The following is a 19288-nucleotide window of genomic DNA, read 5'->3' on the forward strand; positions in this document are numbered from 1 at the left end:
AGAGGGCGGTGTGTGACGCATAAAACATCTGGGCAGAAACCCCTATCCCGGAACCCGTACCGATGGGTAACGTCCGGGCCGTCCAACCACACCCCCCTTGCCCTGCAGCGGCGTCGGCGCCCATGAGGAGCAGCAGTCTTGCGCGAGTTCAGCCTTCCGGCCCTGTACGAGGTTCCGGCCGACGGAAATCTGACAGACCTCATCCGACGCAATGCCGCCCAGCATCCGGATGTCGCCGTGGTCGGCCGCAAGGTCGACGGCCGGTGGGAGGACGTCACCGCGACCGAGTTCCTGGCCGAGGTGCGTGCCGCCGCCAAGGGCCTGATCGCGGCCGGAGTGCAGCCCGGTGACCGGGTGGGGCTGATGTCCCGCACCCGCTACGAGTGGACGCTGCTGGACTTCGCCATCTGGAGCGCGGGCGGCGTCACCGTGCCGGTGTACGAGACGAGTTCACCGGAGCAGGTCCAGTGGATCCTGAGCGACTCCGGCGCGGTCGCCGCACTGGTGGAGACCGAGGTGCACGAGGCGGCCGTGGAGTCCGTCCGGGACTCGCTGCCCGCCCTGGACAACGTCTGGCGGATCGAGGGCGACGCCATCGAGACGCTGCGCAAACTGGGCGCGGACGTATCCGACGAGGTGGTCGACGAGCGCGGCTCGCTCGCGAACGCGGACTCCCCCGCCACCATCGTCTACACCTCGGGCACCACCGGCCGCCCCAAGGGCTGTGTGCTCTCGCACCGCAGCTTCTTCGCCGAATGCGGCAACGCGGTGGCCCGGCTGAAGCCGATCTTCAACACCGGGGAGTCCTCGGTGCTGCTGTTCCTCCCCGAGGCCCATGTCTTCGGACGGCTGGTGGAGATCGCGGCGGTACTGGCCCCGATCAAGCTGGGCCATGTCCCGGACATCAAGACGCTCACCGATGAACTGGCCGGGTTCCGGCCCACCTTGGTGCTGGGTGTGCCCCGGGTCTTCGAGAAGGTCTTCAACTCGGCGCGGGCCAAGGCGCAGGCCGAGGGCAAGGGCAAGATCTTCGACCGGGCCGCCGAGACCGCCATCGCCTACAGCAAGGCGCTGGACACCCCCTCCGGGCCGTCCTTCCGGCTGCGCTTGACCCACAAGGTCTTCGACCGGCTCGTCTACAGCAAGCTGCGGGCCGTCCTCGGCGGCCGGGCCACCCACGCGATCTCCGGCGGCGCCCCGCTGGGCGCACGGCTGGGCCACTTCTACCGGGGCATCGGCTTCACGGTGCTGGAGGGCTACGGCCTCACCGAGACCTGTGCCGCGACCACCTTCAACCCCTGGGACCGGCAGAAGATCGGCTCGGTCGGCCAGCCGATGCCGGGGTCGGTGGTGCGGATCGCGGACGACGGCGAGGTGCTGCTCCACGGCGACCACCTCTTCACCGAGTACTGGAACAACGAGGCCGCGACCGCCGAGGCGCTGTCCGACGGCTGGTTCCACACCGGGGACGTCGGCACCCTCGACGAGGACGGCTACCTCACCATCACCGGCCGCAAGAAGGAGATCATCATCACCGCGGGCGGCAAGAACGTCGCCCCGGCGGTGATCGAGGACCGGATCCGCGCCCATGCGCTGGTGGCCGAGTGCATGGTGGTCGGCGACGGCCGTCCGTTCGTCGCCGCGCTGGTCACCGTGGACGAGGAGTTCCTGCCCCGGTGGGCCGCCGAGCACGGCAAGCCGGAGGGCGTCACGGTGGCCGAGCTGCGGGACGACCCGGAGCTGCTGGCCGAGATCCAGACCGCGGTGGACGACGGGAACGCGGCGGTGTCCAAGGCGGAGTCGGTGCGCAAGTTCCGCATCCTGCCGGCCCAGTTCACCGAGGACTCCGGCCATGTCACCCCGTCGCTGAAGCTCAAGCGGAACGTGGTGGCCAAGGACTTCGCGTCCGACATCGAGGCCATCTACCGCGGCTGAGGCGCCCGCGCGCTCTGTGTTCTCACGGCCGCCTGCGAGCCGCGGGGCGGCCGTGAGGACAGGTCAGAGCGGACCGGGCCCGGCAGCGGGCCCGGCGCCTCACAGCAGCGTCGTCAGCCGCTCGGCGAGCAGATCCCAGCGCCAGCGCTCCTCGACCCACTCCCGGCCCCGCTCCCCCATGCGGCGCCGCAGCTCCGGGTCCTCCAGCAGGGCCGTGATCCGCTCCGCGCAGCTCTCGGCGGAGCCGCCGGGGACCACCCAGCCGGTCTCGCCGTCCAGCACCGCGTCCGGGGCGCCGCCGGAGTCCCCGGCCACCACCGGCAGTCCGGTCGCGGACGCCTCCAGGTAGACGATGCCGAGCCCTTCCACGTCCAGTCCGCCGCGGCGGGTGCGGCAGGGCATGGCGAACACATCGCCCGCGCCGTAGTGCGCGGGCAGCTCCTCCCAGGGCACGGCGCCGGTGAAGCGCACCGACCCCGCCACCCCGGCGGTCTCCGCCAGCCGGCGCAGATCCTTGGCGTACGGACCGCCGCCCACGATCAGCAGCACCGCGTCCGGCACCCGCCGCAGGACCGACGGCATGGCCTCGATCAGCGTGTCCTGTCCCTTGCGCGGGACGAGCCGGGAGACACACACCACCACAGGCCGGTCGGCCAGGCCCAGCCGGGCCCGGACCGCGTCCCCGCCCGACCCCGGGTGGAAGGTCTTCTCGTCCACCCCGGGCGGTAGCTGGACCATCCGGGACGCGGGCCCGGGGCCGACCGCGGCGGCGATCCGGGAGCGGGTGTACTCACCGAGGTAGGTGAGGGTGTCGGTGCCCTCGCCGATCCGCCGCAGCAGCGCGCGGGAGGCGGGCAGCTGCGCCCAGGCGGCCTCGTGTCCGTGCGTGGTCCCCACCAGCCGCCGGGCCCCGGCCCTGCGCAGCGCCGGGGCCATCAGCCCCAGCGGCGCGGCGGCCCCGAACCACACCGAGGTGCAGCCGTGTTCCCGCAGCAGCGCGGTGGCGCGGCGGGTGACGCGCGGGGTGGGCAGCAGCATCGTCGTACGGTCGCGGACGACCCGGTACGGCTGCTCGGCGTCGAACCGGGCGGTGGCCTCGGCGCCCTCCTGGCCGTGCTTCCAGGTGGAGGCGTAGACGACGATCCGCTCCGGGTCCAGCCGGAGCGCCATGTTGTGCAGGAACGCCTGGATACCGCCGGGGCGGGGCGGGAAGTCGTTGGTCACGAGCAGGGTCTTGTCCATCGCCGCAGACAGTACCGGTCCCGGACCCGGGCCGGCTCCGGGTCGGGGTCGGGTCCGCACGCTCCCCCGGCTACCGCCGGGAAGCGCCCCCAGACGCCGCGGGCCGATCCGGCGCGACGTCGCGGACACGCCCTAGGCCAGCTCCTTCACCACATAGGCGCGCCACCGGTCGGTGAACTCGGCGAGATCCACGTCCAGCACCCGGCGCAGGGCGGATTCCACCGCCCCGGACCGCCGCGGCGCCTGGCCGACCTCACGGTAGAACTCCACCAGCTTCCGCCGTCCCCACCGGTCGGCGATCAGACGGCAGGCCAGCCAGCCCTGTTCGTATGCCTGGGAGAGCCGGTCCGGGTCGCTGCCGAAGCGGAAGTCGTCGTCGCGGGGCAGGGTGCGCGGCGTCCGGCCGGAGGCCACGGAGTCGGCCAGCTCCGGGGCGACCTGATCCGGGGTGCGGCCGGGGGTGCGGTAGCCCACCCAGTCGGCGAACCCCTCGGACAGCCACAGCGGGGTGGACGCGGTCGTGGCGGTGCGGGTGGCGACGTGCGCGGTCTCGTGGGTGATCACGACCTGGCGGCCGAAGTCACCGAGCACCCGGTACGCATCGGGATTGACGATCACGCGGTCGGCGGGCGACGGATCGTCGTCGTTCCCGCCGACCTCGCCCGTGGTGACGGCCGCGATCCCGCGGTAGCCGTCCGGGGAGGCGCCGAGCAGTGCGGCCATCCGGTCCAGGTCGGCGGGGACCTGGACCACCACCCGCCCGGCCCAGGCACCGGGCCAGACCCTGCTGAGGGAGGGCACCGCGCGGTCCGCGGCGTCGGCCACCTCGCGCAGCAGCCCCCGCCGCTGGCCGACGCCGAGCACCAGGCTGTGGGCGCCGCGCACCACCTCCACCGGGCCCTGGTCCCAGAGCTGTTCACCGGAGTGCTTGCCGTCGACCACACCGTCGTCGGAGGCCACGTACCAGCGGCCGGAGTGCTGGGCGAGCGTCAGGTGCTGGGCGGAGACCACCGGCGCGGTGTCGTATCCGTCCAGCCGGTAGCGGAGTTCGACCTGGGCGGCCAGCCGGCGGCCGGTGCCCAGGGACGGCTGGAAACCGCCGGTGCGCACCAGCCGGTAGTTCCAGGAGCGCAGCGGTACGTCGGCAAGCTGCCGGAAGACCCGGCGCTGCTCGTCCCGGTAGCGCCGGGAGCCGTGGTCCACGGTGGCCAGGAAGGCGGCGGCGTCCCGTTCGCGGACCGCCGCGGACCGCCGGTCGAGAAGCTGCTGTACGGCCCGGCCGTCCCGGCCCACGCCGTCGTCGGAGGAGGCCACCGCCCCGCATCCGGTCAGCGCCCCCAGCGGCAGCGCCCACACCAGCGGCAGGCACACCAGCGCCCGCCATCCACCCGACCTCCACCGACCCGCCACGCCTAGATCGTACGAGCCCGCGGGCCCGGGGTCGGACGAGTGTCTCAGACGCGTGTGACGGAAGAGATCGGCATCATGCCGACGGGGTCGTAGCGGACTGGAGCCCCGGGGTGCGGGGCGTGGATCACCTGGCCGTTGCCCGCGTACATCGCCACATGGCTGCCGTCGGCGCGGTAGACGACCAGATCACCGGGGCGGGCCTGGGACAGCGGCACCCGCTGTCCGGCTCCGGACTGGGCCTGTGAGGTACGCGGGATGGCCACCCCGGCGTGGGCGTAGGCCCACTGGGTCAGCCCCGAGCAGTCGAAGGCGGTGGGCCCGGCCTGGCCCCAGGCGTACGGTCTGCCGAGAGCGGCGCGGGCCGCGCCGAACGCCGCCGCGGCGCGCGAGGAGGACGCCGGGAGGGATCCGGCGAGGGCGCCGGGCTCGGGGTCACGTCCGCCGCGCGAGGCCCGTGCGTACGCCGACCGCTCGTCCGGGGGCAGTTCGTCGACCAGCCGCCGGGCGATGGCCAACTTGCGCCGTACCTCCCGTTTGTGACGGGCGACGGCCTTCCGCCCGGCCTCCAGCCGCACCAGTTTCCCGGCGGCCGCGGCGCGCTGCTGGCGCAGGGTGCGCTGGGCGCCCTGGAACACCCGGAGCTGGGCGTTCTGGCGGTGGCCGATGCGCTCCAGGGTGGTGGCCTTCTCAAGGTAGGCGGCGGGCTCCTCGGAGAGGATCAGGGCGAGCCCGGGGTCGATACCGCCGGAGCGGTACTGCCCGCCCGCGAACGCGCCGAGGGCCACCCGCATCCGGTTGACCCGCTCCTGGCCGCGGGCCACGCGGTCCTGGATCCGGTCCACCTGGTGGCGCAGGGCGTCGGTGCGGGCCTCCGCCGCGTTGTAGCGCTCGGTGGCCCGCTCCGCCTCGGCGTAGAGCCGCTCGACGCGGTCGCTCAGCCGCCGGGCGGCGGGGTGGCCCTCGGCGCGGTCGGACGGCTCGGCACCGGCGGTACCGGCGCCCAGCGCGGCGGCGGAGGCCGCGGCGGCCGCCGTGGCGGCGGTCCAGACGGTCACCCGGGACGGGCCGGGCTTCGGGACGCGGCGACATGACGTCATGAAAGCCGCACTCCTTCCGCGGGCCCGCTGTACCGGGTTCCGCAGTATCGGGTTCCGTGGGGCCGGAACGAACTGCGGACAGACGGTAGCCGCGCGATCACGCACGGTCCAAACGCGGGAAGCGCGGCGGACATACGGACGCCCCGCCGGAGACGCAGGTCACCGACGGGGCGGGAGCCAGGGGCAGTTGTGGGGATTCGCCCGAACGGACGGCTTTCCCGCTGTTTATGACACCTGGCCCGGAGAGCGCTCGGGCGGAGCGCCGCTCAGCGGCTCAGATCCGCACGCCGAACTGGAACGGCATGTTGTCCATCGACTCGTAGCGGACGTTGGCGCCGGGCTTGGGAGCGTGCAGCACCTGCCCGTTGCCCGCGTACAGACCTATGTGGTGCATATCGCCGTAGAAGAGCACCAGGTCGCCGGGCTTGAGCTCGCCACGGCCGATACGGGTGCCGGCGTTGGCCTGGTCCTGGGAGATACGGGGGAGCTGCACCCCGGCCTGCTGGTAGGCCCAGCCGGTGAGACCGGAGCAGTCGAACGAGGAAGGACCGGTCGCACCCCAGACGTAGGGGGAGCCGATCTTGGTCTTGGCGGCGGCCAGCGCGGCGGCGGCCCGCTGCGAGTCCGGCACGTCGTCGCCGAGGTTCACCCGCTCGTTGGAACGGTTGGCGCGCTCCTGCTCCTTGGCGGCGAGGGCGGCGCGCTCCTTGGCCGTGAGGGTGTTGAGGAGCTTCTGGGCCTTGGAGAGCTTGCCCTGGATCTGCGACTTCTTCTCGCCCAGCGCCTTGCGAGTGTCCGCCAGGTCGGTGAGCTTGGTGGACGCCTCCTCGCGCTGCTGCTTGAGGGCGCGCTGCTTGTCGCCGATCTTGCGCAGCGACTCGGCCTGCTTACCGCTCAACTGGCTGAGGGTGGACGCCTTGTCGAGGTAGGTGTCCGGGTCGGAGGAGAGCAGGAGCTGCACGGAGGGGTCGATCCCACCGGAGCGGTACTGGGCCGTGGCCATCGAACCGAGGCCGTCACGGAGCTTGTTGAGCTCCTCCTGGCCGCGCGCCACCTTGTCCTGGAGGTCGCCGACCTGCTTCTCCAGCTTCTTCTGCTTCTCCTTGGCCCCGTTGTACTTCTCGGTGGCCTGCTCCGCCTCTTCGTAGAGCTTGTCGACCTGTTCCTTGACGTCCTTCTTGTCCTGCTTGGGGGCAGCCTGGGCGGCCTGGGAGGTGAGGGCGACGGCCGCGGCGGCAGTCGCGGTCAGAACGGTCACCCGAGTACGGCTCGGCTGCTTGGGTCGACGGTGGGACGCCACGAAGGCGAGCTCCTTCTTCCTCCAGCCGCCTACCGGGTGGGTGGGGGGTCGAAACCCCGGCTCCGCAGAAAAAGGCTTGCGGACTCGGCGGTACCTCCACTGTCATCCCCGATGGATGATCAACCGCGCGGAGGTTCGAGCCGACGATAGTGACCCTGGCGTGATCCGTTCAAATCCCAACGGCAAAAAAGTGCCCCTCCGAGCACATCTTTTACAAACATCCCACGGGCAGTAACGGCCAATTGACAGTGTGCTGATAATCAGACTTCGCTCAGGTCCGGGTAAGTCGCTTCAGCAACAGGGCCGATGCCACCGGGCGGGCTCCGGCGCGCGCCACTCCGTCCGCCACCTCGCGGTCGGTCGACACCACGACCACCGGACGGCCGGGCGGTTCGGCCCGCACCAACTGCCGGATCAGCTCATCCGCCGTGACCCCCGGCTTGCTGAACAGCACCCGGACCCCGCGCGGCGGCGCCAGCAGCACCGGGGCCGCCAGCTCCGCACCGTCGAAGACACAGGTCATCTCCGCACCGGTCTGGGCCGCCAGCACCGCGAGACCGCCCAGCAGCCTCAGCCGCTGCTTCTCCAACGGCATGGTCGGATAACCCGTTTTGGTGACGTTGTAACCGTCCACCACCAAATGCGCCTGCGGCAGTGCGAGCAACTGGTCCAGCAGGGCGGGATCGGTTTCGGACAGCGCCCTGGTCGCTATGTCCTTCGGCGTCATCCGGCCCGGTTCCACCGCGTCCACCGTCTCGGCGGGGCGCATCGAGGCGGGCGGCAGCGCCAGTTCACGCCGCAGGCCCTGCGCCGCGTCCAGCACCGTGTCCAGCAGCAGCCGCACCCGCATGTCCTCCACGCTGCGGCCCTCGCGCACCGCGCGGCGGCTCGCCTCCAGCGCCGACTCGGTCTCCGCGAGCCGGGCCCGCAGCCGCCGTGCCTCACCGTCCGCGGTCGCCTGCCGCGCCGCCGCCTCGGACCGGACGGCCTCCAGCTCGGCCTCGGCCTTGCGCAGCGCCGCCGCGCCGCGCTTCACATCGCTCTGCGCGCTGCGCAGCTTGCGCTGGAGCGCGTCACCCTCCTTGCGCGCCGCCTCCAGCTCCCCGCGCACCCGCTCGGCCTCGTTACGCGCGCCGGCCCTGGCCTCGGCCAGTTCCTCGCGCAGCCGCTGGAGCTCACGGGTGGCCTCCTCACCGGCCCGCTCGGCGGAGGCGCGCTGCGCCTCCTCACCGGCCGCGTCGACCAGCTTCACCCACCCGGTCGGACGCAGGACGTAGGCCACCGCGGCGACATCCACCGGATCGGCCGCGGCGGGCGGCGAACCGCCCTCGATGGCGTCCGCCAGCTCCGGCTGGGTCTCGCGCAGCCGGGCCGCGATCCGCTGCCGGAAGACCGGGTCGCTCTCCACGGCGGCGGCCATCGCATTCCCCGCGAACTTGGCCCGGCGGGTCGGGGTGAAACGGGCGTACTGCCGCAACTGGGGAGGCAATTCGGTGACCGTCAGGCCGCCGAAGGCATCCGCGACGAGCGCCACGACACGCCGCCGCACCCCTTCCGGCAGGGGGCGGTCGAGCGCCTCGGTGACGCCCTCGGCGTCACCGGCCGCCCCGGGGCCGCCCGTCCGCTCCACCACCTGTCATCGCTCCCGTTCTCAGGCGCTCGCACCGGTACTCGGCCGGTCCACCAGCTCGATCTGATCGACCGCGTTGCACCAGCGGCAGCGCACTGACTCAATGGTCTCACTGACCACCTCGCGCTCCTCGACCTTCGGCTCCCCGGCCAGGTCGAGATGGACATACTCCACGGCCTTCGTCGAGCGGGTCACATCGAATCGGGTGAGGTTGCCGCACAGCGTGCAACGCCAGCGGGTCTCGTCGGTCGGCGTGGGAACGGCCATCGGTTCTCGCGTCCTCGCTTCTCTGCTCGTCTCTCGGGTGGCTCAGGGGGCGTCCTGTAACCCTACGGCCTGAGCCCTGGCCCGTGCCGTGCCCGTACCGCCCCTCGGCGCAGCGCGGCGAGGCGCTCTGGGCAGGTTGTGCCCGGTACGCGATGATCTGGCCATGATCGATACGTCTGAGGGTTCCGGCGAGACGTCCGGCCGCCCCCTGATGACGTACACCTTCATCGTCATCTGCTGCCTGATCTTCGTCCTAGGACCGGCCTCCGGCCTCAACCCCGAGTACGGCACGGGCGGGGAGCTGCTCCAGGCGCAGTCCACGTACTTCGAGCGCTGGGGGGTAATCCCCAGCGCCCTGTGGAGCGGTGGACCCGATCAGCCGCTGACACCGCTCACCGCGCTCTTCGTCCACGGGAACTGGCTGCACCTCCTCGGAAACATGCTGTTCCTCTACGTCTTCGGCGCTATGACCGAGGAGCGCATGGGACGAGTGCAATTCGCCCTCTTCTATCTCGCCACCGGCTATCTGGCGCTGCTGGGCTACGCCGCGGCGCATGCGGAGTCGGGTCAGACCCTGGTCGGCGCCTCCGGAGCCATCTCCGGGGTCCTGGGCGCGTTCCTGTGGCTCTTCCCGCGGGCCCGGGTGACCAGTCTCTTCCCGTTCCTGTTCTTCCTGCCGCTGCGCTTCCCCGCCTGGGCGGTCCTGGTCTTCTGGGTCGCCCTCCAGTGGCTCGCCGCCCGGGAGGCCGACGACCGTCCGGGGGTCGCCTATCTGGCCCATCTGGTGGGCTTCGCGCTCGGCTTCCTCTACGCGTGGGCCCGCTTCGGACGGACGGCTAGAGTGGGCGGCGCAGCCAGGGCCAGCGAGGGAGAAAGCCAGCCGTGATCACTTCGATCGTGCTCATCAAGACCAGCGTGGACCGGATCCCGGAGATCGCCGAGAAGATCGCCTCGCTGGAGGGCGTGAGCGAGGTCTACTCGGTCACCGGCGCGCACGACCTGATCGCGATGGTGCGGGTGGCCGAGCACGACGACCTCGCGGACATCATCCCCGGCCAGATCAGCAAGGTCCCCGGCGTGGCCTCCACCGAGACGCATATCGCCTTCCGCACCTACTCCCAGCACGACCTGGAAGCGGCCTTCGCGATCGGCCTCGACGGCTAGGCCCTCCCCCCGGGGCTCCGGGGCGGGCTACCGCCCCGGAGCCGGTCAGCCGCGGGCGGGGACGCAGCGGCCGTCCTCGGTGCGGTAGGTCCACCGCGCACCGTCGCGGACCAGCTCCTTGACCGCGCGGACGAAGCGGTCCACATGCTCGTCCGGGGTGCCGGCGCCGAAGCTGACCCGGATCGCGTTCAGCGAGCGCTCACCGGGAGCGGCCTCCGGGGCCCCGCACTCGCCCGGCTCCTCCGGCTCGCTGCCCAGCAGCGTGCGGACCAGCGGATGGGCGCAGAAGAGGCCGTCACGGACGCCGATGCCGTACTCCGCGGAGAGCGCGGCGGCGAAGTGCGAACTGTTCCAGCCGTCCACCACGAAGGACAGCACGCCCACCCGCGGGGCGTCGTCGCCGAACAGCGAGAGCACCCGCACCTGGGGCACCTCCGCCAGACCCTCCCGCACCGCGGCGATCAGCTCCCGCTCCCGGGCGACCAGACCGTCGAACCCGGCCTCGGTCAGCGCCCTGCAGGCGGAGGCGATGGCGTAGACGCCGATGACGTTCGGCGAGCCCGCCTCGTGCCGGGCGGGGGTGGTGTGCCACTCGACGTCCACCCCGCCGTCGTCCCGCCGGGCGACCTTGCGGCTGGCGCCGCCGCCCGCCAGGTACGGCCGTGCCTCCTGGAGCCAGTCGGCCCGTCCGGCGAGCACCCCGGCGCCGAAGGGCGCGTACAGCTTGTGCCCGGAGAAGGCGACCCAGTCGACGTCCTCCGCCGCGATGTCCACCGGGTGGTGCGGGGCGAGCTGGGCGGCGTCGAGGACGATCCGGGCGCCGTGGGCGTGGGCCGCGGCGGCCAGCTCCCGCACCGGCCACAGCTCACCGGTCACATTGGAGGCGCCCGTCACGCACACCAGCGCGGGGCCCCCGGCCCGCTCGGCGAGCGCCCGCTCCAGCGTCTCCACGGCCTGCCGCGGGGAGCGCGGCGCGCTGAGGTAGCGCACGCGGATGTCCTCGCGCTGCTCCCACGGCAGCAGCGAGGCGTGGTGCTCGGTCTCGAAGACGAAGACCTCGGTGCCCGACGGCAGCGCCGCGGCCAGCAGGTTCAGCGAGTCGGTGGTGGAGCGGGTGAAGACGACCTGGTCGTCCTCGCGGCAGCCGAGGAACGCAGCGACGTCCCGGCGGCTGTTCTCGAACAGATCGGTGGAGAGCTGCGAGAGGTATCCGGCACCGCGGTGGACGCTGCCGTAGTACGGGGCGTAGGCGGCGACGTCGTCCCACACCCGCTTCAGGGCCGGGGCGCTGGCGGCGTAGTCGAGCGCGGCGTAGGTCACCTCACCACCGGTGACCAGCGGCACCCGAACGTCCGCACCCAGCACGGGCAGCGGCGTACAGACATCGGCGGAGGAGGCGTGGGCAACAGGGGCAGCAGGGCGCACGGACATGGCGAAGTCTCCCGGAGGGTGAAGGCATGAATGCGTCACACGCGGATCCGGCGGCTCACCGCCGGTACGGGCGTGGGGAATCGCTCGACACGCGGAGCGGGGCACCGCGCGGAGGGTGGGGGTACGGGCCGTCCGGCCCTAAAGCATTCGCTGCGTCACGGAAGAGCTCCCTCGACCACCAGGACCCCTAGTGCGAGGGGTCCGCGCTTGCCGCAGACCTCGCTGCCTGCGGCCTGGTCATCACCCGGGGCACCCCGCCACGGACGGAGGGTTGCCGGACAGCGGGCCGGGGCCGTAGTCGCTGTCGCTCGTGACCTGGCCAGGAGTATGCCATACCGGGAAACGGCGCACCGCCCCTGTCCGGCATCCGGGCAGGGGCGGTGCGCAACACCGGGCCGCGCTCAGGCGTTGCTGGCGCGCACCCATCGCTCCAGGGCGTTCCGTGCCGCGCCCGAGTCGATGGACTCCGCCGCGCGCGACAGTCCGTCCGCGATCTGCTCGGTGAGCGTCCTGGCGCCCGGCTCGGGGTCCAGCGCGGCCAGCGCCGCCGCCGAGTTGAGCAGCACCGCGTCCCGGATCGGACCGGTCTCACCCGCCAGCAGCCGGCGCGCCACATCCGCGTTGTACGAGGCGTCCGCGCCGCGCAGGGCCTCCACCGGCACCAGCTCGATCCCGACATCCCGCGGGTCGAAGGTCTCCTGGCGCACCGTGCCGTTCCGCACCACCCACACCTGGGAGGTCGCGGTCACGGTCAGCTCGTCCAGACCGTCGTCGCCCCGGACGACCAGCGCGGAGGAGCCGCGGTCGGCCAGCACCCCGGCCACGATGGGCGCCATCCGGGCATCGGCCACACCGGTCGCCTGGGTGCGCACCCGGGCCGGGTTGGTCAGCGGGCCGAGGATGTTGAAGGTGGTGGCGATGCCCAGTTCGCGGCGGGCGGCCGCGACATGCCGCAGCGACGGGTGGAACTTCACCGCGAAACAGAAGGTGATCCCGGCTTCCCCGGCCACCTCGACCACCCGCCGCGGGGTCAGTTCGAGATTGACGCCCAGCTTCTCCAGGACATCGGAGGCGCCGCTGGCGGAGGAGGAGGCGCGGTTGCCGTGCTTGACCACCCGTGCCCCGGTACCGGCCACCACCAGCGCCGACATCGTGGAGATATTGACCGTCTTCGCGCGGTCGCCACCGGTGCCGACGATGTCGACCGTGTCTCCGGGGACCTCGATCGTCGTGGCGTGCTCGTACATGGTGCGGACGAGTCCGGTCACCTCGTCCACGGTCTCGCCCTTGGCGCGCAGCGCCACGATGAATCCGGCGATCTGTGCGTCGGTGGCCTCCCCGCGCATGATCCGGTCCATGGCCCAGGCGGTGTCATCGGCGCTGAGGTCCTGGCCGGCGAGCAGCGAGGTGAGGACATCCGGCCAGGTGCGGGCCGTCGCGGTGCTGTCGCCTCCGGCTGGGGTCACAACGTCCATGGTCCGCTCCTGGATCCGTGGGGTGGGCAGGGGAAACGGGGTCCGCGCGGGCGGCGGCGGCCCCGCCATCAGCCTATCGGCGCCACAGCCCCGGATGCCGCGCGCCCGTATGCCGGACACCGCGCGGGACCACGGGACCGCGCAACGGCCAGGGCCCCGGCCGGACCGTGGTGGTCCGGGCCGGGGCCCTGGTCTGTGGCGTCAGCGGTTGACCTGCGGGGATCAGTGGTGGCCGTGGCCGCTGGTGATCTCCTGGTACTCCTCGCGGGTCGGCTTCGGGATCTGAGCCTGCTCGCCGTAGTAGCTCTTGGAGAGCTTCGCGCGGAGCTTCTGCGAACCCTTTATCTTCCGCGCGACCCCGTTCTCGTCGACCTCCGGGCCGACCTCGTAGGGCTTCGGCTGCTCGTGCTGGGTCAGCGTGTGCAGCTGCTCCTGCGAGAGCGGCTCATGGACCTCGACGAACTCACCGTGCGGCAGCCGCTTGATGATGCCGGTCTCCCGACCGTGCAGCACCTTGTCGCGGTCGCGGCGCTGGAGACCGAGGCAGATCCGCCGGGTGGCGATGAACGCCAGCACCGGGCCGAGGAAGAAGCCGATCCGGACGAACCAGGTGATCGAGTTGATCGACAGATGGAAGTGGGTGGCCCACAGGTCGTTTCCACCACCGACCAGCATCACGAAGTACGCGGTCAGCCACGCCACACCGAAGGCGGTGCGGGTCGGTGCGTTGCGCGGACGGTCCAGGATGTGGTGCTCACGCTTGTCGCCGGTGATCCACGACTCGATGAACGGGTAGACACCCATGGCCAGCAGCACGACCGGGAAGAGCACGATCGGGATGAACACGCCCAGGACGAGCGTGTGGCCCCAGATATTGATCTCCCAGCCGGGCATCACACGGACCAGACCCTCGGCGAAGCCCATGTACCAGTCCGGCTGGGCACCGGTGGACACCTGGTCCGGCCGGTACGGGCCGATGGTCCAGATCGGGTTGATCGTGGCAATCGCGGAGAGGACCGCGATCACGGCGAAGACCAGGAAGAAGAAGCCGCCCGCCTTGGCCATGTAGACCGGCAGCAGGGGCATGCCGACCACGTTCTTGTTGGTCTTTCCGGCCCCGGGGTACTGCGTGTGCTTGTGGTAGAAGACCAGGATCAGGTGCGCCACCAGCAGACCGAGCATGATGCCCGGCAGCAGCAGGACGTGGACCGGGTAGAGCCGGGCGATCAGGTCGGTGCCCGGGAACTCGCCGCCGTACACGAACATCGTGATGTAGGTGCCGATGACCGGGACCGACAGGAACACACCCTCGATGAACCGCAGACCGGTACCGGAGAGCAGGTCGTCGGGGAGCGAGTAGCCGGTGAAGCCGGTCAGCATGCCGAGGAAGAACAGCAGGAAGCCGAACAGCCAGTTGATCTCACGCGGCTTGCGGAACGCGCCGGTGAAGAACACGCGCATCATGTGCACGAACATCGCGGCGAGGAAGATCAGCGCGGCCCAGTGGTGGATCTGCCGGATCAGCAGACCGCCGCGCACCTCGAAGCTGATGTCGAGCGTGGAAGCGAACGCCTCCGACATCCGCACACCCTGCATGGGCTCGTACGGGCCGTGGTAGACGACCTCGCTCATGCTGGGGTGGAAGAACAGCGTCAGATACACACCCGTGAGGATGATGATGATGAAGCTGTAGAGCGCGACCTCACCCAGCATGAAGGACCAGTGGTCCGGGAAGATCTTGCGCATATTGGCCTTGGCGAGGCTGTAGATGCCCAGCCGGCTGTCGGCCCAGTCGGCAACGCGCTCGCCCGCGGGCGCTTTTCCGCGCCGCTGCGCGTCGTTGTCCCGTGCAGTACTCATCCGCGCTCCCAGAAAGCAGGACCGACGGGCTCCGAGAAGTCGCCCATGGCCTCGAGGTACCCCTCGTCATTCACCGTGATGCGCAGCTGCGGCAGCGCATGCCCGGCGGGACCGAAGATCACTCGGCCACCGTCGGAGAGGTCGAAGGTCGACTGGTGGCAGGGGCACAGGACGTGGTGCGTCTGCTGCTCGTACAGGTTGATCGGGCAACCGACGTGCGTGCAGATCTTCGAGAACGCCACGATGCCGTCGTGCGACCACTCCAGCTCGCGCTTGTCCTTGATGTTCTCCGGCTGGAGCCGGACCAGCATCAGGGCGGCCTTGGCGATCTCGGTCTGGAAGTCGTGCTGGTCCTCCTCCAGGCCCTCGGGCAGGGCGGGGGTCAGCGAGCCGACGATGATGTCCTCGGGGCGCAGCGGCTGCATGGTGTTCTGGTTCATCAGCAGCTTGCCCTTGGCCCACTTGGTGTGCCGCAGCTTGGTGCCGGGCATCGGGCCGAGGTCGCGCAGCAGCACCAGGCCGGAGAGCGGGACCAGCGCCAGGGCGCCGAAGAGGGTGTTCCGCGCCAGCTTGCGGCGGCCGAACCCGGACTCGGCGGCACCGGCCCGGAAGTCCTCCATGACCTTGGCCTTGACCTCGGGGCTGGCCTCGATCGGGTGACGCTCGTCGGCGATCTCCACATCGGACATCAGGGTGCGGGCCCAGTGGACCGCGCCCGCGCCGATACCGAAGAGGGCGACGCCGAGCGTCAGGCCGAGCGCGAAGTTGAGCGCGCTGATGTGGCCGATCGGGAAGACATAGATGTACTTGTCGACCGGGATCGCCACGTACGCGGCGATGAACGCGATCGTGGCCACCATCGAGGACGTGAAGAGCAGGGCCACGGTGCGCTCGGAGCGCTGGGCGGCCCGCTCGTCGATGTCCTGCTTGCGGTGCTCGTGGGGCGGCATGCCCGGGTCGGCGAAGGGGTCCTCGGAGACCTGGACGGCGCCCTCGGCGGACTCCCGCTTCTCGGGCAGCTCGTCTGCTTCTGGAATCTCGTGGCTACTCATGACTTCTTGGCCTTTGCGGTCCGGGCGGCGACCCAGATGGTGAGGACGATCAGGGCGCCCATGCCGAAGACCCAGGCGAACAGGCCCTCACTGACCGGGCCGAGCCCGCCGAGCTCAAGGCCACCGGGGGTCTTGGACTTGTCGCTGTTGACCGTGTCCAGGTACGCGATGATGTCCTGCTTGTTCTTCTCCGGCAGCGTGGTGTCGGGGAAGGACGGCATGTTCTGCGGGCCGGTCTGCATGGCCTCGTAGAGGTGCTTCGGACTCACATCGTCGAGGGCGGGCGCGTACTTGCCGTTGGTGAGGGCACCGCCCTTGCCGGCGAAGTTGTGGCACTGCGCGCAGTTGGTGCGGAAGAGCTCTCCGCCCTTCGCGACGTCCGCGCCCTCGATGTCGTACTGGCTCTTGGTGGGCGTCGACGGACCGGCGCCGAGCGAGGCGATGTACGCGGAGAGCTGCTCGATCTCGGCGTCCGTGTACACCTTCTTCTTCTTCGGCATCTGGGCGCCCGGCTGCTGGGCGGGCATCCGGCCGGTACCGACCTGGAAGTCGACCGCGGCGGACCCGACGCCGACCAGGCTCGGGCCGTCGGAGGACCCCTGACCGCCCGTGCCGTGGCAGCTGGCGCAGCCGACGGCGTAGAGCTTCTTACCCTCCTCGATGGCGAGGGACTGGGCGGAGCTGTCATCGGCCTTCGCCTCGCTCGGCGAAAACGCGGCGTACAGCCCCCCAGTGACCGCCAGCGCGAAGAGTAGGACGACGAGCGCAGCCAGCGGATGGCGCCGTCGTGCGGAGAGCTTTTTCACGGATTACCCCGGTGTCAGGATCTTCTGCGTCGATGCGTTTAAGGACGTGGTTCCGCCGGTGCGGAGACCGGCTTACTTGATCATGTAGATCGTGGCGAAGAGGCCGATCCAGACGACATCGACGAAGTGCCAGTAGTAGGACACGACGATGGCTGCCGTCGCCTGCTGGTGGGTGAACCTCTTGGCCGCGTACGTCCTGCCCAGGACCAGCAGGAAGGCGATGAGACCGCCTGTCACGTGCATGCCGTGGAAGCCGGTGGTCAGGTAGAACACCGAGCCGTACGGGTCGGACGAGAGCGAGAGCCCCTCGTGCTTGACCAGCTCGGTGTACTCGAAGATCTGACCGCCGATGAAGATCGCGCCCATGATGAAGGTGATCACGAACCAGGTGCGCAGCTTCTTCACGTCGCCACGCTCGGCAGCGAAGACACCGAGCTGGCAGGTGAGGGAGGAGAGCACCAGGATCGTGGTGTTCGTCGCGGAGAACGGGAAGTTCAGCGCGGACGCCATTTCCTTCCAGTGCTCGGCTCCGGTCACCGATCGCAGGGTGAAGTACATCGCGAAGAGGGCCGCGAAGAACATCAGCTCGGAACTCAGCCAGATGATGGTTCCGACGCTGGTGAGGTTCGGCCGGTTGACCGACGGGTGCGCGTGCCCGGTATCTGTTGCTGTTGCTGTCGCCACGACCGACATTATGTCGGTCGCTTATCCAGCCCTCACTCCCGGGGGTACCGTTCGGAGTGTCAAGGCCATCGGCCCTGCTCGTCGAGGGGCCTCCGGCCGGTCCCCCGAAGGGGGTAGAGATCCGTACGCCCCCTCCTCCGAGCGGCTGTACCGGAGTAGCATCCGCCTCAGGAGCCCAGCGGATCACTTAGTTCATCCGGAGGACACGATGCGGCCTACCGCCACGGTGCTGGTCTACAGCGACGACGCGAGCACCCGCGAGCAGGTGCGGCTCGCCACCGGACGGCGGCCCGCGGCCGATGTGCCCCCGGTGGAGTTCGTGGAGTGCGCGACCCTCCCCGCCGTGCTGACGGCGCTGGAGGAAGGCGGGATCGACGTCTGTGTGCTGGACGGCGAGGCGGTGCCCGCGGGCGGGATGGGCGTCTGCCGGCAGATCAAGGACGAGATCTTCCGCTGTCCGCCGGTGCTGCTGCTCATCGGCCGCCCGCAGGACGCCTGGCTGGCCACCTGGAGCCGCGCGGAGGCCGCTGTCACGCATCCGGTGGACCCGGTGGCCCTGGCGGACGCGCTGGCCCGGCTGATCCGCGAGCGGCTGGCCGTGAGCGCCTGACCTCAGGGGTCTCCTGCGGTCGCGGCGGTCACGGCTGTCGCCACCGTCACACCTGGGGCCGGAGCCGGGCCGAGTCGGCCGGGGTCGAGCCGTCCCGCTGACCGGCGGCGAGGGCGCTGCCCTGACGCCAGTCGTTCCAGGCCATGTTCCAGTCGCCGTAGCCATTGTCGAAGTTCGTCATATCGGCGCCATTGCTGTTCACGACCTTGACGACATCGCCCAGCTTCACGGTGTTGAAGAACCACTGGGCGTTGGCCGTGCTCATACCCGTACAGCCGTGGCTGACGTTGGCCACGCCCTGGGCGCCGGTGGACCACGGGGCGGCGTGGACGTACTCACCGCTCCAGGTGACCCGGGTGGCCCAGTAGACCATCAGGTCGTAGGAGTTGCCGAGGCCGATACTGGCGCCGGTCATCCGCACCGCGGACTCCTTGGCGAGGATCACCTTGGTGCCGTTGCGGGTGTCGAATCCGGGCATACCGGTGGTGATGGGGATGGTCCGGATCGGCACTCCATTGCGCTTCACCGTCATCTGGTGGGTACCGGAGTCGGTGAGGGCCTCGATGCGGTCACCGGTGGTCAGCCGCAGCGTCTTGGCGTCACCGCCGTAGAGCCCGCCGCCGATCCTGATGCCCTTGAGGTTGGAGTGCACGTTGATGGTCGCGTGGGCGGGCCAGTAGTCCTGCGGACGGTAGTGCAGGGTCTTGTTGTCCACCCAGTGCCAGACACCGTCCACCGCGGGCTGGGAGTCGACCTTCAGGGCACGCTCCACCACCGACCGCGCCGAGGGGTCCTTCACCGCTCTGCTCAGCTTCGCGGTGACCGGCTGCCCCACGCCGTACTCCCCCGCCTTGGGCCCGAAGGTGACCTTCAGCAGCTTGCGGGCGGAGCTGGTGGTGAAGTCGATGGTCCGGCGGCCCGGGGACCCGTTGGAGTCCTCCGTGCTCACCCGGAGCGTGTAGTGCGCTCCGGCGGCCAGCGGCACGGTGCTGCGCCAGCGGCTGCCGTCCTCGGTCAGCTCGCCCCGTACGTAGCGCCCCGCGGCGTCGGTGGCGGTGACGTCCGTGATCCGGCCGTCGTCGCCCTTGGACGTCACTTCCAGCGGCTTGTCCGGATCGGCACGGTGGTTCTCATCGCCGTCGCCGCTGAACGAGATCTGGTCGGCGGCGTCGTACGGCTTGGCGGACAGCGGGTTGGAGGAGGGCCCCCCGCAGCCGCTGAGTCCCGCTATCAGCGACGCCACCAGCAGGGTGCAGGTGAGCACCGCCCGGGTTCGAGGTGATCGCGATGTGTGGCTCATGGACACACGCTATGAACGGCCGCCG

At 70.8% G+C, this 19288-nt stretch carries 17 protein-coding genes and 1 riboswitch; of the genes, 4 read left to right on the forward strand and 13 right to left on the reverse strand.

The features are described 5' to 3' along the window. Window positions 1-138: 138 nt before the first annotated feature. The gene (locus NMK44_RS15370; RefSeq protein ID WP_254743248.1) at window positions 139-1935 is read left to right on the forward strand and encodes an AMP-dependent synthetase/ligase; all 1797 of its coding nucleotides are present in this window, start codon (window positions 139-141) and stop codon (window positions 1933-1935) included. Between the two features lie 99 nt (window positions 1936-2034). On the opposite strand, the gene NMK44_RS15375 is transcribed toward NMK44_RS15370, so the two are convergent. The 6 genes from NMK44_RS15375 to NMK44_RS15400 all read right to left on the reverse strand — a co-directional run bounded on the left by NMK44_RS15375 (window position 2035) and on the right by NMK44_RS15400 (window position 8881). Continuing rightward, window positions 2035-3177 (reverse strand): glycosyltransferase family 4 protein, encoded by a 1143-nt coding sequence (locus NMK44_RS15375; protein ID WP_254743251.1) that lies wholly within the window; start codon window positions 3175-3177, stop codon window positions 2035-2037. A gap of 132 nt (window positions 3178-3309) precedes the next feature. Next, window positions 3310-4587 carry a hypothetical protein gene (locus NMK44_RS15380; RefSeq protein WP_254743254.1) on the reverse strand — a complete coding sequence of 426 codons (1278 nt, stop codon included), beginning with the start codon at window positions 4585-4587 and terminating at the stop codon, window positions 3310-3312. Between the two features lie 44 nt (window positions 4588-4631). Then, window positions 4632-5684 (reverse strand): C40 family peptidase, encoded by a 1053-nt coding sequence (locus tag NMK44_RS15385; protein WP_254743257.1) that lies wholly within the window; start codon window positions 5682-5684, stop codon window positions 4632-4634. 274 nt (window positions 5685-5958) lie between these two features. Beyond that, the gene (locus NMK44_RS15390; RefSeq protein WP_254743260.1) at window positions 5959-6984 is read right to left on the reverse strand and encodes a C40 family peptidase; all 1026 of its coding nucleotides are present in this window, start codon (window positions 6982-6984) and stop codon (window positions 5959-5961) included. A 271-nt stretch (window positions 6985-7255) separates the two neighbouring features. After that, window positions 7256-8617: an NYN domain-containing protein gene (locus NMK44_RS15395; protein ID WP_254743263.1), complete on the reverse strand. Its 1362-nt coding sequence runs from the start codon at window positions 8615-8617 to the stop codon at window positions 7256-7258. 18 nt (window positions 8618-8635) lie between these two features. Further along, the gene (locus NMK44_RS15400) at window positions 8636-8881 is read right to left on the reverse strand and encodes a hypothetical protein (RefSeq protein ID WP_254743266.1); all 246 of its coding nucleotides are present in this window, start codon (window positions 8879-8881) and stop codon (window positions 8636-8638) included. A gap of 163 nt (window positions 8882-9044) precedes the next feature. Here NMK44_RS15400 and NMK44_RS15405 point away from each other — a divergent pair, with 163 nt between their 5' ends. Beyond that, complete coding sequence (locus NMK44_RS15405; protein WP_254743269.1) at window positions 9045-9767, forward strand: rhomboid family intramembrane serine protease; 723 nt, start codon at window positions 9045-9047, stop codon at window positions 9765-9767. Beyond that, window positions 9764-10045 (forward strand): Lrp/AsnC family transcriptional regulator, encoded by a 282-nt coding sequence (locus NMK44_RS15410; protein ID WP_254743272.1) that lies wholly within the window; start codon window positions 9764-9766, stop codon window positions 10043-10045. The genes NMK44_RS15405 and NMK44_RS15410 overlap by 4 nt, the downstream gene beginning before the upstream one ends. A 45-nt stretch (window positions 10046-10090) precedes the next feature. Here the strand turns inward: NMK44_RS15410 and NMK44_RS15415 are convergent, their stop codons facing one another. The 6 genes from NMK44_RS15415 to ctaE form a co-directional block, all read right to left on the reverse strand. Continuing rightward, the gene (locus tag NMK44_RS15415; protein WP_254743275.1) at window positions 10091-11476 is read right to left on the reverse strand and encodes an aminotransferase class V-fold PLP-dependent enzyme; all 1386 of its coding nucleotides are present in this window, start codon (window positions 11474-11476) and stop codon (window positions 10091-10093) included. Window positions 11477-11674: 198 nt separating this feature from the next. After that, window positions 11675-11792, reverse strand: a riboswitch (SAM riboswitch). Between the two features lie 85 nt (window positions 11793-11877). After that, window positions 11878-12951, reverse strand: a complete 1074-nt coding sequence (gene trpD / locus NMK44_RS15420) for an anthranilate phosphoribosyltransferase (protein ID WP_254743278.1) — start codon at window positions 12949-12951, stop codon at window positions 11878-11880. 222 nt (window positions 12952-13173) lie between these two features. After that, window positions 13174-14811, reverse strand: coding sequence for a cytochrome bc1 complex cytochrome b subunit (qcrB, locus tag NMK44_RS15425; RefSeq protein ID WP_254743281.1), 1638 nt, complete (start codon window positions 14809-14811; stop codon window positions 13174-13176). Continuing rightward, window positions 14808-15863 carry a cytochrome bc1 complex Rieske iron-sulfur subunit gene (gene qcrA / locus NMK44_RS15430; protein WP_254743284.1) on the reverse strand — a complete coding sequence of 352 codons (1056 nt, stop codon included), beginning with the start codon at window positions 15861-15863 and terminating at the stop codon, window positions 14808-14810. The genes qcrB and qcrA overlap by 4 nt, the downstream gene beginning before the upstream one ends. After that, complete coding sequence (gene qcrC, locus NMK44_RS15435; RefSeq protein WP_254743287.1) at window positions 15860-16669, reverse strand: cytochrome bc1 complex diheme cytochrome c subunit; 810 nt, start codon at window positions 16667-16669, stop codon at window positions 15860-15862. The genes qcrA and qcrC overlap by 4 nt, the downstream gene beginning before the upstream one ends. A gap of 72 nt (window positions 16670-16741) precedes the next feature. After that, window positions 16742-17362 carry an aa3-type cytochrome oxidase subunit III gene (gene ctaE / locus NMK44_RS15440; protein WP_254743290.1) on the reverse strand — a complete coding sequence of 207 codons (621 nt, stop codon included), beginning with the start codon at window positions 17360-17362 and terminating at the stop codon, window positions 16742-16744. A gap of 199 nt (window positions 17363-17561) precedes the next feature. Between ctaE and NMK44_RS15445 the strand changes: the two genes are divergently transcribed. Then, a complete protein-coding gene (locus NMK44_RS15445; protein ID WP_254743293.1) occupies window positions 17562-17963 on the forward strand; it encodes a DNA-binding transcriptional response regulator in 402 nt (133 codons plus the stop codon). A gap of 46 nt (window positions 17964-18009) precedes the next feature. On the opposite strand, the gene NMK44_RS15450 is transcribed toward NMK44_RS15445, so the two are convergent. Beyond that, the gene (locus NMK44_RS15450; protein WP_254743296.1) at window positions 18010-19263 is read right to left on the reverse strand and encodes a L,D-transpeptidase; all 1254 of its coding nucleotides are present in this window, start codon (window positions 19261-19263) and stop codon (window positions 18010-18012) included. Window positions 19264-19288: the final 25 nt, after the last annotated feature.

The organism is Streptomyces cucumeris (genome assembly GCF_024295805.1).
Taxonomy (GTDB): Bacteria; Actinomycetota; Actinomycetes; order Streptomycetales; family Streptomycetaceae; genus Streptomyces; species Streptomyces cucumeris.